Origin of the sequence: Paenibacillus sp. FSL F4-0122 (assembly GCF_038002845.1) — a bacterium.
Lineage (GTDB): Bacteria > Bacillota > Bacilli > Paenibacillales > Paenibacillaceae > Paenibacillus_AQ > Paenibacillus_AQ odorifer.
Genome location: NZ_JBBODI010000001.1, coordinates 4,413,373 through 4,426,356, shown reverse-complemented (window position 1 = coordinate 4,426,356; position 12,984 = coordinate 4,413,373). Strand labels below are relative to the sequence as shown.

At 43.9% G+C, this 12,984-nt stretch carries 14 protein-coding genes; 4 read left to right on the top strand and 10 right to left on the bottom strand.

Annotation, left to right across the window (positions count from 1 at the left end):
- Positions 1 to 28 precede the first annotated feature (28 nt).
- Entirely contained in the window at positions 29 to 754 is a 726-nt protein-coding gene (locus MHH49_RS19070; protein ID WP_036682945.1) for a Crp/Fnr family transcriptional regulator, read from the top strand.
- A 178-nt stretch (positions 755 to 932) separates the two neighbouring features.
- Here MHH49_RS19070 and MHH49_RS19065 read toward each other — a convergent pair whose 3' ends face one another.
- From MHH49_RS19065 to MHH49_RS19025, 9 genes are all read right to left on the bottom strand, one after another.
- The gene (locus MHH49_RS19065) at positions 933 to 1,724 is read right to left on the bottom strand and encodes a formate/nitrite transporter family protein (RefSeq protein ID WP_036682946.1); all 792 of its coding nucleotides are present in this window, start codon (positions 1,722 to 1,724) and stop codon (positions 933 to 935) included.
- Between the two features lie 52 nt (positions 1,725 to 1,776).
- The gene (gene nirD / locus MHH49_RS19060; RefSeq protein ID WP_076104367.1) at positions 1,777 to 2,097 is read right to left on the bottom strand and encodes a nitrite reductase small subunit NirD; all 321 of its coding nucleotides are present in this window, start codon (positions 2,095 to 2,097) and stop codon (positions 1,777 to 1,779) included.
- A 32-nt stretch (positions 2,098 to 2,129) separates the two neighbouring features.
- Complete coding sequence (nirB, locus tag MHH49_RS19055; protein WP_341138419.1) at positions 2,130 to 4,553, bottom strand: nitrite reductase large subunit NirB; 2,424 nt, start codon at positions 4,551 to 4,553, stop codon at positions 2,130 to 2,132.
- 231 nt (positions 4,554 to 4,784) lie between these two features.
- A complete protein-coding gene (locus MHH49_RS19050) occupies positions 4,785 to 5,495 on the bottom strand; it encodes a hypothetical protein (RefSeq protein ID WP_036682955.1) in 711 nt (236 codons plus the stop codon).
- Between the two features lie 150 nt (positions 5,496 to 5,645).
- Entirely contained in the window at positions 5,646 to 6,341 is a 696-nt protein-coding gene (gene ric / locus MHH49_RS19045; protein WP_076215358.1) for an iron-sulfur cluster repair di-iron protein, read from the bottom strand.
- Between the two features lie 297 nt (positions 6,342 to 6,638).
- On the bottom strand, positions 6,639 to 7,364 hold the full coding sequence (locus tag MHH49_RS19040; protein ID WP_341138418.1) for a hypothetical protein: 726 nt from the start codon (positions 7,362 to 7,364) through the stop codon (positions 6,639 to 6,641).
- Positions 7,365 to 7,575: 211 nt separating this feature from the next.
- Positions 7,576 to 7,893: a winged helix-turn-helix transcriptional regulator gene (locus MHH49_RS19035; protein ID WP_036682958.1), complete on the bottom strand. Its 318-nt coding sequence runs from the start codon at positions 7,891 to 7,893 to the stop codon at positions 7,576 to 7,578.
- A 124-nt stretch (positions 7,894 to 8,017) separates the two neighbouring features.
- Positions 8,018 to 8,341, bottom strand: a complete 324-nt coding sequence (locus MHH49_RS19030) for a hypothetical protein (protein WP_036682960.1) — start codon at positions 8,339 to 8,341, stop codon at positions 8,018 to 8,020.
- Positions 8,342 to 8,364: 23 nt separating this feature from the next.
- On the bottom strand, positions 8,365 to 9,300 hold the full coding sequence (locus MHH49_RS19025) for a Gfo/Idh/MocA family protein (protein ID WP_341138417.1): 936 nt from the start codon (positions 9,298 to 9,300) through the stop codon (positions 8,365 to 8,367).
- A gap of 163 nt (positions 9,301 to 9,463) precedes the next feature.
- Here MHH49_RS19025 and MHH49_RS19020 point away from each other — a divergent pair, with 163 nt between their 5' ends.
- Together MHH49_RS19020 and msrA are read left to right on the top strand one after the other, a co-directional pair.
- Positions 9,464 to 10,081 carry a TVP38/TMEM64 family protein gene (locus tag MHH49_RS19020; protein ID WP_036682965.1) on the top strand — a complete coding sequence of 206 codons (618 nt, stop codon included), beginning with the start codon at positions 9,464 to 9,466 and terminating at the stop codon, positions 10,079 to 10,081.
- 102 nt (positions 10,082 to 10,183) lie between these two features.
- The gene (gene msrA / locus MHH49_RS19015; RefSeq protein ID WP_038572566.1) at positions 10,184 to 11,170 is read left to right on the top strand and encodes a peptide-methionine (S)-S-oxide reductase MsrA; all 987 of its coding nucleotides are present in this window, start codon (positions 10,184 to 10,186) and stop codon (positions 11,168 to 11,170) included.
- A gap of 91 nt (positions 11,171 to 11,261) precedes the next feature.
- On the opposite strand, the gene MHH49_RS19010 is transcribed toward msrA, so the two are convergent.
- A complete protein-coding gene (locus tag MHH49_RS19010) occupies positions 11,262 to 12,377 on the bottom strand; it encodes a DUF4349 domain-containing protein (RefSeq protein ID WP_341138416.1) in 1,116 nt (371 codons plus the stop codon).
- Between the two features lie 428 nt (positions 12,378 to 12,805).
- On the opposite strand from MHH49_RS19010, the gene MHH49_RS19005 reads away from it, so the two are divergent.
- Positions 12,806 to 12,958 carry a DUF1540 domain-containing protein gene (locus MHH49_RS19005; protein ID WP_076098619.1) on the top strand — a complete coding sequence of 51 codons (153 nt, stop codon included), beginning with the start codon at positions 12,806 to 12,808 and terminating at the stop codon, positions 12,956 to 12,958.
- The last annotated feature ends 26 nt before the right edge of the window (positions 12,959 to 12,984 follow it).

The window sequence follows — 12,984 nt, the reverse complement described above, 5'->3', positions numbered from 1 at the left end:
AACTGAGGGAATAAAGGGGATGTCGATTATGCTAAAAGAACATTACAATGTTATCGAAGCCCACGGAAATACAAACTGTTTCTCCGAACAGAATTTCAACAGACTTCTAGTTACAATGAAAGAGCGCATAGTTCCAGAGGGTTCACATCTATTCTGGGAAGGCGACTACTCGGATAAATTGTTTTATATCAAACGTGGACGTGTGAAATTAACTAAATCTACTGATGAAGGTAAAGAACTCATTCTTTATATGTATCAAGCTGGCGATATGGTAGGTCAAGCAGATCCATTCTTCAGCACTAAGCATAGCTTTACAGCCGAAGTGATTGAAGAAAGTGAAGTTGGCGTCATCGAACAAAAGGATCTAGAAATTCTCATCTGCCAACATTGTGACTTTGCTATCGACTTTATGAAATGGATGGGTATTCATCACCGTCTCACCCAAACTAAATTCCGTGATCTAATGATGTACGGCAAACCTGGTGCACTATGCTCCACGCTCATTCGTCTTGGCAATACCTATGGTGAGAAGAGCAGCGATGGTGAGAATATCCTTATCAACAAAAAAATTACGCATACAGATTTGTCCAACATGATCGGTGCCACTCGTGAAAGTGTTAACCGGATGCTGAGCGACCTGCGTAAAAAAGATGCTGTTGAGTATGAGAACGGTATGATTGTCATCAAGGACCTTGGCATGCTGCAAGAAATTTGCCACTGCGAACTGTGTCCGAACGAAATCTGCCGGATCTAATTCCGTTATAATATACCCTCTATTCACCTCAATGAAACATACATGACCCAATTATTCTGCATAATATAAAATAGAGTGGTCCAAGGCGCCTAATGCAGGTGTCTTTTTTTTATATTCAACAAAAAAAGAGCTAAACCCAAGATCGGTTCAGCTCTAATATAGTTAATTAAAAATGGATTTAACGGTTATTGCGAGTACCACGCACTGGTGAGATCAGCCAATAGGCCATGCCGACAAATACGCCCCCACCAATGATATTCCCCAAAGTTACAGGGATCATATTATGCAGCCATCCAGCTATCGTAATGGTTTCCGGATGATTCGGGAGCAACACAGCAACACTAAGCAGAGTCATATTAGCCACACTATGCTCATATCCGCTTGCGATAAAGGCGAACAGACACCACCAGATTAAAATTAGCTTAGCAGATTCACTTTTAGCACGTGAGGACATCCATAGCGCTAAACAGACCAGCCAGTTACATAGGATTCCACGAAAAAACAGCTCAGAGAACGGGAGACTCATTTTTTTAGCAGCGGCTGTAAAGATCAAATGCTCTGGCGGCGCAGCACTGAACAACCCAGTCCCACGAATTAAAAGCGCTAAAATCACTGCACCTACCACATTTCCGATGAATACAAGAATCCAGTTCTTAACCGTATCCCAGATACTGGTTCTGCCTGCCAGTGTACTTACAGTAAAAAACATATTATTCCCAGTAAACAGTTCTGAGCCTGCAAATACTACAAGCGTCAAGGCGATGCCGAAGGATGTACCCATAATAAGCGGTTGGAAAGGAGATTTAGCAGCTGCTAGCGGTGCTCCTAGAGAGAAAATAAGGATAATCCCAATGCCTACATATGCACCTGCCAACAGGGCTGCTAGAAAATATCTTGGTAAGCTTTCATTCATTTTGTCCCGCTTACTGACTGCCGTTTCTACGATGCTCTCCACACTTTGCGTAAACATAACACTCCACCCCACCGTTTTCTATTAAATCTATTACTACCAGCTTCGGTGTCTACACGCTTACTGTAACTTTCTCTCCGTCCAGAGTGACTGGATAAGTCACAACACTACCTTGGTCAGGTGCCTGCACCTCGCCCGTGCGCAGATCGATTTTCCAATCGTACAGCGGATCGTACAGATAGTGACCTGACACGATCCCTTCCGCAAGCGGGCCACCCTTAGGATGAGGACTACGATTCTCTACTGCATAGATGGCTCCGTCAGAGGCACGAAATACAGCCAGTTCAACATCTCCAGCTATCACTACACGGCCAATCTGCAGCAGGAAATCCTGTACTGAGCCTATTGCATACGTTTGTGTGGTCTTATTCATTGGTCTCTCCCCTTCTGTGTGCGTTATATCCGCTAGACTCTTGTTTCTTCAAAAAGCGCAGTACGAGTGCTACTGTCATTGAGCATTTTTTTCCAAGGATCCGTCACCTGAGTCAGAGCAAAGTCAATCCGTGCGGCCAGCTCTTTGCGGTTATCTTCATTATTCAAAATGACCATTTGAATCTGCTCAAGTCCCATACGCTCAACCCACTCGGAGGTTCTCTCCAAATAATTACCGGTCTCACGATAATATTGCATCACAGCGGAGCACACTTCGATCAACTCTTCATCGGTCTTAATTTTGCAGAAGGAATCAGCAATCCGTGGTTTGATCCCACCGTTACCACCGATAAATACTTCCCAACCGCCGTCATTACCGACGATGCCAATATCCTTCGTGCAGGATTCCGCACAGTTACGTGGGCAGCCGTTGACAGCTATTTTAAACTTGGCAGGAAAATCAAGACGTTCATACTTACGTTCTATGAGCGCGCCCATTCCCAGCGAATCCTGTGTGCCGAAACGGCAGAACTGTGAACCCACACAAGTCTTAACGGTACGTAGCGACTTGGCATAACCATAACCTGATGGCATATCGAGCTCTTCCCATACTTTCGGCAGATCCTCTTTTTTCACCCCGATTAGATCCAGGCGTTGCCCACCCGTCACCTTCACAACTTTTACATCATATTTAAGGGAGACATCGGCGATTTTCTTCAAATCCTCCGGTGTCGTTACCCCGCCGTACATGCGTGGAATAACGGTATAGGTTCCGTCTTTCTGAATATTGGCTCCCATACGTTCATTAACAAAGCGTGATTCCTTCTCGTCTTGATGTGTATCCGGATTTATCATCCCCAGATAATAGTTAATCGCCGGACGGCATTTAGAGCAGCCTTCCTCTTGTTTCCAACCCAGTACATGCATAACCTCTTTAGTAGTACTAAGACCTTTAGCTGTAATCTCAGCAACAATCTCATCCCGGCTAAGCGTTGTGCAGCTACAAATTCCTTGCTTGGCAGACTGCTCAAAACTATCACCCAGGACAAATTGTAAAATTTGTTCTACAACCGGTTTACAACCTCCGCAAGAGCGCGTCGCTCCTGTACATGCTTTTATTTCGTCCACAGTAGTAAAACCATTTTCTATGACCGCATCCACAATCGCTTTTTTCGTAACCCCGTTACAGCCACAAACGATTTCTTCGTCCGCCATCGCTTCTACGGACGTGCTCTTTTTGGATCCACTTCCGCAGCAGCCCGTCCCCATAACCTCTGTATAAATTTCATCGGTCATTACAGCGCCTTGTTTTACTAACTTTTGCAGGTTAGCCGACTCCGTCACATCCCCGAACAGGACTGCACCAACAATGACATTGTCTTTGAGCAGAATTTTCTTATAGGTTCGCTTCCATTCATCTTTGCTTGAGATTACAGTGTGCTCAGGGGAATCCATAAACTCACCTGCAGAAAATACATCCACACCGGAAATTTTTAATTTGGTGGAGACAACAGAACCTTCATATGGATTTGTATCGCTTCCGCAGAGATGTTTAGCTAGAACCATACCCTGCTCGAAGAGCGGCGCTACTAATCCGTAACAAACTCCGCGATGTTCGGCACATTCGCCAATGGAATATACATTCTGCATAGAGGTCTGCAAATAATCGTCCACTACAATTCCACGATTAACAGCAATTCCGCTTTCTTTTGCCACAGTTATATTCGGTTTGATGCCTACAGCCATAACTACAAAATCAGCTGCAAGTGTAGTGCCATCACTAAATTGTAAACCACTTACTCTCTGTTCCCCTGTCAATTCTACTGTTTGTTTGCCCATGGCAAATTTCACGCCTTGACGCTCTAGCTCAGCTTGCAACATAGAGGAGGCATTACGATCAAGCTGGCGCTCCATTAGATCTTCCATCAGATGCACTACAGTAACGTCCATGCCAAGGTTCACAAGACCCTTTGCCGCTTCCAATCCAAGTAAGCCTCCGCCGATTACCGCCGCTTTGTTGTATTGTTTAGCCGCAGCTAGCATCGCATCACAATCTGCAATATCCCGGAAACCCACTACGCCTTCCTTATCACAACCAGGTACAGGTAAAATAAATGAATTCGAACCCGTTGCAATAATCACTTTATCGTAAGAAACAGCCATACCGTTATCCGCAATTACTTGCTTGGAATGCTCGTCAATTCGCGTAACTGTTGTTCCTGTATGCAAGGTAATGTTGTTATCTTCATACCAGTTCCAGTCGTTTAGGATGATATCGTTGATGGTTTTGCTGCCTTCGAGAACATAGGACAACATGATCCGATTATAATTGGGGTGAGGTTCGCTTCCAAAGACCGTAATGTCATAAGCTCCACCTAGCTTCAATATTTGCTCTAGCGTACCTATGCCTGCCATACCGTTGCCGACTAATACTAATTTTTCTCTCTTCGCTGCCATAGTTAGGTGCCTCCTCAGTCTTATCCGTTCTTGTTGAACTTTGCTTCAACTTATCTTCTACATAATGAAATTATACATTTCAAAATTTAAGAGAGATTGTGATTACAGTCACATTAAATGTGAATATTTTCACATAAAAAATAAGACAACTTTGTTAGGTTCTAAATTCTAATAAAAAAAGCCAGATCACAGGTTCTGAATAACCGTAGATCTGGCATTTATGTACTTTTTTTAACGTATAGCCAATAAAATCTCCAATTCATCCTGCACTCTAAGCTTCATGTCCATTCCATTCTCAAGCAGCTGCTTCCCATTCACCTTCATCTTCCAAACTTCATTGCTAAGAGGAGTATAATCACCAATGGATAACACCTTTTTGTTGTCTTCGGTCAACTGCACCACACTGCTGTTCTTCAACAAACCTCTCACTGTTAAATCTTCAGTAAATCCCATAACATATGAATGATTCAAATTCACTTGCTCACTTCCGCCATTCACGGTCAACAACACAATTTGAAGGGGTTCCTCTTGTTCCTTAGACATCGCCGTAATTACTAATTTTGATTCATGCCCGACGGTTCGACCCCAATCCTCAGATCCAATGGTCTCCCCATCCATTTGCAGCTCCCAATTCATTCCTGGACTGAGTGAAATATTATTTACCGTTAGAATGCTTGTGTTATCCTCAGAAAAGGTGGCCTTCCCACTACCTTTCAGTAGGTCAAAGATCGTTATCCCTTTTCTGTAGCTCTCGCTAAGCTGCTTGTCCAAAGGGTTGGTCAGCAAGTCATTTCCCGCAACGATAAGCGAAAGCGTAGGCCCGTCTGATCCTGCTAAGCCATTATTCCCTTCATTATTAACGTCAGCAAGAGTCGAACATCCACCTATTATGAATACGATGACTAATCCTAGTAACAACCTCCACATATATTTCGTGGGCATAGTGACACCGCCTTGTCCCGCCTAATGACCACACAGCGTCTCAGGCTTGTAGTAAGTTATGCATACTGTCTATTTAAGAATAACGTAAATAAGCTTTGTTCTCAAATATAAAAAAAGTCCCCTAAGGGACTCTTTGAAAACTCATTTTTTCTACTGGAATCTAGGGAACAATATATTATTCTCCAGATGAACATGTTCAAAAGTCATGCTCTCCAGCTCCTCTAGCCGGGCATAAGTCAAACGATAGGTTGTACAAGCATGAGCCGGTGGGGTGAAATCATCTGTTATTTTGCGTATTTGTCTCAATATATCGCCTGCTGTGTCATGTTCACTCTCAAGGTCAATTAATGCCTCACGAAGTATGGTCAGCCCTTCTTCACTTGGATTGGCATCATACGCTAATAATTTTGGAAACTCGTCTTCCTCTTCTTTAGCTGTATGCTGAAGCAGATCTTCCTTAAGTGTATTAAACAAGCTATATAACTCTTCTAAATGAGGTGAATCTCCGCCATGAACCCGGTATACCTTAGTTACATTTTGGCTAATTAGGGGCAGCTCTTCCCGCAGGTAATGGTGATGTTTACTCACTATATGGTCGATTAACTCTGCAGAAGGTGCTGTGTTCCATGCGAGTTCTTCTTGTGGTACCGGATATTCCTCGAATAGCTTGTTGAGATCACTAATGATCATCTCTTGATCTAGTCCACGCTCTACAGCTGCTTCAGCAAGAGGTTTGGCGCCTCCACAGCAGAAATCAATCCGTTTGGACTTGAAATAATCCGCAGCTTTTGGGAATTGCAGCACAATATCTTTTACAAGGGCATCTGGAGTAAATCCAGGTTGCACCGATTGCTTATGCTGTAAATCTGAAATTCTATCATTAGGTTGTTTAGTTTCCATAATAGTTCCTCCTCGGGATATGTGATCAGGTTCTGAAAAAATCTTTTCTACCTGTTCACCTTAACCCTGAAAGGAGTTTTGACTTGTGATTGTACTCACGAAAATTGTATCTCTTTGTTGAACGAAAAAGGTCAATCATGGAGATATATCCCCACAATCGACCTGTCTTTTGTTTACCACACGGGCATCAGTAATGTTATTTGTCTTACATTTATCTATTCGGTCACACCAAATCTGTATCTTTTATTGAACATAAGCCTGCATATACGTTCGCTTACCCTTTGCGTCCTTTAAATAAGGTCCTAAACCAGCAAAGCGGGAGTGATCCATATAAACACCGGTCATCCATCTGCCTTCTGTCAGGCCACCATTCCATTTGAGGACAAGGTCAGGGGCGGATATCCATTCCTGATAAATCTGTATATTCTGATCTTTGTACTCTTTACAAGGCTTAGACTGCTCCAGTAGACGTAGATCGTTAAGATAAGTTGGCACGAAATAAGAGGATATCGTATGCAAATCATCTTCATCAAAAAAGGGCTCATCCCCTAAAAAGGGTTTGAATAATACGGTATTCTCGTACATGGACCAAATTAGGGCTTGTAGCACCATGCTTTGGCGAATGCCATTATGGAACTTATATTGTCGTTGATTACTCGCCACATTCACTTCTTGAAGAGGTTCCGTCGACTCCAGACAATGCCGTTCACAGCCGATACATTTCCAGCCAGAAGGACTTTGAATCCATTTTTGAAAAATAGTCCCGCTATCATTGTTGCCTTTGTAGAGTGAAGAGATAATGCTGTAAGGCACACCAATCCACGCATCCCATAAGGAATCTGGAAGATGGCTATGCAGCATGAACAACGTCTTGTCATAGATGAGCTGTACTTTGATCGAAGCGTTCTCCAGCTCAGTAACATCCTTTTTTCCATACGTTATTTCCCGGGAAAACAGGGTGGTCTTCATCTCCCTCGCCTCCTAATAGTTTTGCTATGCCTGTACTCCAGCTGAGTAGATTTGAGCAAAAACCAATATTGCAAGCGTTTCCATTCAAGGAACATACAACGTTTTTTCTATTATATTACAGATTTTTTCGATCTGTGCAAGGTTTTTATTTAAAAATTGAAAAGCCCTCCTCCGTTCTTCAGGAAAAAGGGCCACAACACGACTTTGATTTCTACTCTACCCAGCTCTCAGCCCAAGACTGAATCTGCTGCATAACAGGCTCCAGCGCACGGCCTTTGTCTGTTAGTTCATATTCAATACGTACAGGTGTTTCCGGGTATACATGTCTAACCAGAATACCCTCACCTTCCAAATCCTTCATCCGCTCGGACAGCATCTTATCGCTCATTGAAGGAATGAGGCCGGAAATATCTTTAAACCGCTTCGGTCCACTCATCAATGTCTGAATAATAAGTCCATTCCAACGTTTGCCTAAGAAAGAGAAGGCTGTCTCAAATCTGGGACACATCGAAATTTGATGTTCTTCCATTGTTCTCACCTCTCACTAGCGAAACTTACTATTAGTTAGTATATATAATATTAACACATTTCATCCCTGATGAACATCGTTTACTAAAAAAAGTTCATCTGACATTATCATTATATCCTCGTTGTCAATCCCCTGTATGTGCTTTAGATTCCCTTTGAGCAATCGCTTCTGTCACGATTTGCGCCAAGTCATCATTTCCGAATAAGGAGAGTACGCCGAGAACTGTGTCATCGGAAATATCCCCTGCTTCCTCCGCAGAAACCGTTAGGGCAAGCGCTTTTCGCAAGGCTTCATTCCCTTCTTGCTGTGGATAAGCCTGCAAATATAAACTGTGCGGGTCGAGTCCTTGATTCACGCACCACTGGGCGAATACAAGGATCATCATCTCTTCCTCCCGCTTATAGCTTTCGATGATTTGTTCCTCCACTAATTTACGGTTGTCTTCCATATTTTACTCCTTTCTTAGAGACCTCATTCAGCAAGCTGAGCTGCCAATCTATGACTAGGCAGAACTGCTGAAGCAGCAATACTGCATAACTCTGGTGTATTTATATTGTTCAGGAAATGATCTACCATTCCACCGAAACCTCTTCTATCCAGCACCGTATCCCAGCTTCCAAAGCTCTGGGTCCGTGGCAAAGCATTTTTTTCATATAGGATGGCTTGGTCCAGATCTGCCACTTCCACCGAACGGCCATTACCGTGCAGCTCCAGCTTCTCCAAATCAACACCAGCCTCACGAACCATACTATACATCCCCACTGAGCCTTGCTCCCAACCCAGCATTCCAGATGCCTGGACAAGTCGCCCCTCTCCATTGGATTGAAGATTACTGCGAAGCAGCTCATACTGATCTCCACATAACCATAACAGCAGATCAAGCATATGAATCAAGTCGTCATGTACAGTCTCACGGCTGCTGCCTAATTGCAGCTTCGTGCGATGTTTAATCGCGTGGCAATGGCTAATGCCTCCAGCTTCCTCGAGCCAACTCTTGGCGGTGACATACATTGGGGCAAAACGCCGATTAAAGCCCACTCCTAGCAGCAGCCCTTTATTTTCTGCCAGCTCTGCCATCCTTCTGGATTCTTCCAGATCATAGGACAGCGGCTTATCTACATACACCGAAATCCCCTGTTCGAGACATTTTGTTACTATATCATAATGGGTCGTCGTTGGGCTATGCACAAATACTGCATCCAGATCCCAAGACAACAGCTCGTCCAAATTTGTCGTACCTTTAGGAAAGCGATAGGCATTAACAGCTTGCTCTACTGTTGTGGACGAGTGACTGAGAACCCCCACTACCTCAACTTGTCCATGCTGAGAGAGCAGTGGCAAATATACTTTGCGGGCGATATTGCCAATCCCGATGATGGCGACTCTTTTGCGTACAGAAACGATCACTGATCTAACTCCCCTCTTTATAATTCAAGAATTCATCTCTCTCTTTGTTCTCTATAAATGCTATTATACCTGCTTGGCGTTCGCCGACAATGATCTTCACTTCAATATTTACTTTTTATCCCGTATGATGAGATGAATGAGTGGAAGAAAGGGTATATTAGCTATGAGAAAATGGTTCTCGATTATTCTTTATGTTTCGGGCACAATCCTTGCGTTTATCTACAGATATGACATCCTTAGCTGGATGAAAGAGGATCATAATCTTTTTGGCTCTATAGGGATCGCAACTTTACTGGCTCTCTTTCCAGTTGTACCGTACAAAGCGGTCATCGGATTTTTTGGTTATGCATACGGAAGTTTGGCTGGTGCTTTAATTTGCTGGGTAGCTACAACCCTTGCTGCCGCATTCCTTTTCGGCGTAGTGAAGTTCTTATTTCAAGATCAAGCGAGAGCTTATCTGACTTCTATTCCCTTACTTGAAAAATTCACAAAAGGCATAGAACGGCGGCCCTTTGCTTCTATTGTCTTAGCACGTCTCTTGCCGATTATCCCGCAGACAGCAGTTAACATCTATGCCGGAGCAGCCGGGCTGCCCTTCTGGAGTTATCTAGCTGCCTCAGCTATTGGAAAAATCCCAGGCATCGCCTTGTATGCCTTCCTTGGGGATCAACTGTTCCAGAACCCTGGAAATGCGATTATAGCCATCGTTGTTTATGCCATTGTGCTTATTATAGCCGGACTAAGCTTTCGTTACAGTTCACAGGAAGTAAAAAAACACTAGGTAACAGAGAGCTTATTTGGCGGAAGCTAGCAGGCTGTGGTTATTTGCTTTATAATTAGATTGTGATCTATTTAATTGCATTACATGAATGGAGGGATATTAATGAGTGAACATCAGACTAACCATATAAATTCCAAGGCGGAAAAAGCAACCTTTGCAGGTGGATGCTTCTGGTGCATGGTCTCGCCGTTCGAGGAATTGCCAGGCATTATTAGTGTCGTCTCCGGCTATACTGGCGGGCATACAGTGAATCCTACCTATGAAGAGGTATGCTCCGAAACCACAGGACATGTTGAAGCGGTACAAATTACGTTCAACCCAGAAATTTTCCCTTATAGCAAGCTGCTTGAATTATTCTGGCAGCAAATTGACCCAACCGATGCGGGTGGACAATTCCATGATCGCGGCACCTCTTACGGAACGGCTATCTTCACCCATTCTGAAGAGCAAAAGCAACAAGCAGAGGCTTCCAAGGCAGCTTTGCAAGAAAGCGGACGATTCGCTAGCCCGATTGTTACCCCGATCCTCCCGGCAGCAACCTTCTATCCTGCCGAAGAATATCATCAGGGCTACCATCGTAAGAACCCGGGCCACTACAAACGTTACCGTAAGGGTTCCGGCCGAGAGGATTTTATCGAAACCCACTGGACACATAAAGAAGATAAACTAAGCTTGAAAGAACGTCTGACGCCACTTCAATATGAAGTCACTCAGAATAGCGCTACAGAGTCACCTTTCCGAAATGATTTTTGGGATCACCACGGAGAAGGCATTTATGTAGATATCGTATCTGGTGAAGCATTATTCAGTTCGCAGGATAAATACGATTCCGGTTGTGGCTGGCCCAGCTTTACACGTCCAATCCGCGATTACGCCGTGAAGGAAAAGACGGACCTCAGCCATTTGATGGTTCGCACAGAAGTGCGCAGCAAAGTAGCAGATTCCCATCTAGGTCATGTCTTCGACGATGGTCCAGGGGAAAACGGCCTGCGCTACTGCATTAATTCAGCGGCACTGCGATTTATACCGAAAGAGGATCTGGAGAAAGAGGGCTATGGCGAGTATCGTGTACTCTTCCAGCCTGCCTAATCTTCGATAACGTGCGAAACTGTACTGTCTTATAGAAAAGCCTCCAATTCACGGTATACCATGAATTGGAGGCTTTTTAATTCATAGGAGCTTATTCTTTATTCTCGTCCTCGTTCGCTTTCTTATCCTTTATTGAGGTTGTCACCTTTGGCTCTGCTGGTGCAGGGAGTACCTCCTTGTTCAGCTCCCGATTTTCCTGCCGTATCCGCTGGGTCTGCTGCTCCCGTCGTACGCGGATATTTTTGCGGGCAAACCAAACGATGGCTAAAATAATGCCCGCACCGATTAGAATCGGCAATGCGCCTGCAAGAATTACAAAAATCCACTGAAACATAACAGATAGTGCGTTCAGGCTTCCTTTTAAAGCATCTGATGCGCGTTCCAGCAATGGACCTTGCTCTGCCTTTTCCTTCACAGCTAAGCTCTCATCCGTCTGGTACACTCTAAGCTCTACCGTTGAAAAGGATACGTTCTGATCTATATATCGCATTCTGCCTTTGATCTGCTCAATCGTTTCTTGAATCGAACCAAGCTCGTTTGCAAAGGCGACCAGATCACTTGATTTCGTTGCTTTTTTCATAAACTCAGTATATTGAGCTTCCATTAACTGCTTTGCCTTCAGACGCGACTCTAGATCAACATACTCCTCCGAGACATCCTGACCTTGAATGCTGCGCTGTAGCGATTCGTGTTTTACTTTTTCCAAATTATTCAGAAAATGAGAGAATCCGGAGGCTGGCACCTTAAGGATAAACGTCCCCCCTTGCTCATATTGCGACATGTTCTCGTTAAACTCTATAATATATCCTTTAGCCATCGTTACCATGTTTCGAATTTCAGTCTGAGCTTTACCGTAGTCTTCTACTTCCATAGTCAGATTGGCATGATAGATAAGCTTCTTGTTCAATCCTTCCACGACATCACTGCCCGTGAATCCCGCGTTTGCTTGATCCGTGTTCTCTGATGTCAAACCTTTTTCAACTGGGGCTTCGTTGCCTCCCGCTGCTGTCTCAGCCTCTGCTGAGGTATTCTTATCCGCTAATGTAGCTTTTGAAGATTGCTCAGTTGTTGCTGCAGCAGAATTACTCGTATTTCCGCCGTCACTAGCTAATTTGTCAGCTGCCGAATTGTTATCACCCGAGCCACAACCTGCCAATACCACCGCAAGAATTAATAAACATAAGTAATGCAGACCCCATTTGCGCATTCTCATTCCTCCAAAAATGTAGTGGTAATCCCTAGCATTGTAACGTTACGGAATGTCATGTTCTATACAGATCTCTTCCGTCTCTCATTTCTTTGACGCCCCAAAACTTGGAAGGTTGCACTGGAATATGGAATTTCGGTAAATTTCTTTTGGTTTTTCATGTTGAAATACACAAAAAGCCGCATTTCTGCGGCTCTTATTGGACATATTTTTTATGTGGGAGGGGTCCTGAAAGTTAAAGAACTCATTTGCTTACAAACTCATTATTTGGTACAATTACCACGTCTAACCTAGTAAAAAAATCCAAATACCCTCTATTCATAATGAATGAGGGCGTGACACGGCTTTGCTGAGACAAGCTCCACCTTGCTGAACAGAGCCGTTCTTTGAATGATACTGTCAATTACTAAAAGGGGAGGTGAACCCTCATGGCAAAAGACGTAGTTTGTGAAGTTAACTCCTGCACCCACTGGGCAGAAGAGAACAAATGCAGCGCTGAATCGATCTTCGTAGCTTTCCACAGCTCCCAAGAACCAAAACGCGCAGAAGAAACAGATTGCAAAACTTTCGAAAGTAAATAAGTAAATGCCTAAAGGGACCCTCCACG

What these genes read in the sequence shown, in the direction of transcription:
- MHH49_RS19005 (WP_076098619.1), top strand. Translation starts at nt 12,806, where the DNA reads ATGGCAAAAGACGTAGTTTGTGAAGTTAACTCCTGCACCCACTGGGCA.
- MHH49_RS19065 (WP_036682946.1), bottom strand. Translation starts at nt 1,724, where the DNA reads ATGTTTACGCAAAGTGTGGAGAGCATCGTAGAAACGGCAGTCAGTAAG.
- MHH49_RS19040 (WP_341138418.1), bottom strand. Translation starts at nt 7,364, where the DNA reads ATGAAGACCACCCTGTTTTCCCGGGAAATAACGTATGGAAAAAAGGAT.
- MHH49_RS19010 (WP_341138416.1), bottom strand. Translation starts at nt 12,377, where the DNA reads ATGCGCAAATGGGGTCTGCATTACTTATGTTTATTAATTCTTGCGGTG.
- MHH49_RS19020 (WP_036682965.1), top strand. Translation starts at nt 9,464, where the DNA reads ATGAGAAAATGGTTCTCGATTATTCTTTATGTTTCGGGCACAATCCTT.
- MHH49_RS19030 (WP_036682960.1), bottom strand. Translation starts at nt 8,341, where the DNA reads ATGGAAGACAACCGTAAATTAGTGGAGGAACAAATCATCGAAAGCTAT.
- MHH49_RS19050 (WP_036682955.1), bottom strand. Translation starts at nt 5,495, where the DNA reads ATGCCCACGAAATATATGTGGAGGTTGTTACTAGGATTAGTCATCGTA.
- nirB (WP_341138419.1), bottom strand. Translation starts at nt 4,553, where the DNA reads ATGGCAGCGAAGAGAGAAAAATTAGTATTAGTCGGCAACGGTATGGCA.
- nirD (WP_076104367.1), bottom strand. Translation starts at nt 2,097, where the DNA reads ATGAATAAGACCACACAAACGTATGCAATAGGCTCAGTACAGGATTTC.
- MHH49_RS19070 (WP_036682945.1), top strand. Translation starts at nt 29, where the DNA reads ATGCTAAAAGAACATTACAATGTTATCGAAGCCCACGGAAATACAAAC.
- msrA (WP_038572566.1), top strand. Translation starts at nt 10,184, where the DNA reads ATGAGTGAACATCAGACTAACCATATAAATTCCAAGGCGGAAAAAGCA.
- MHH49_RS19035 (WP_036682958.1), bottom strand. Translation starts at nt 7,893, where the DNA reads ATGGAAGAACATCAAATTTCGATGTGTCCCAGATTTGAGACAGCCTTC.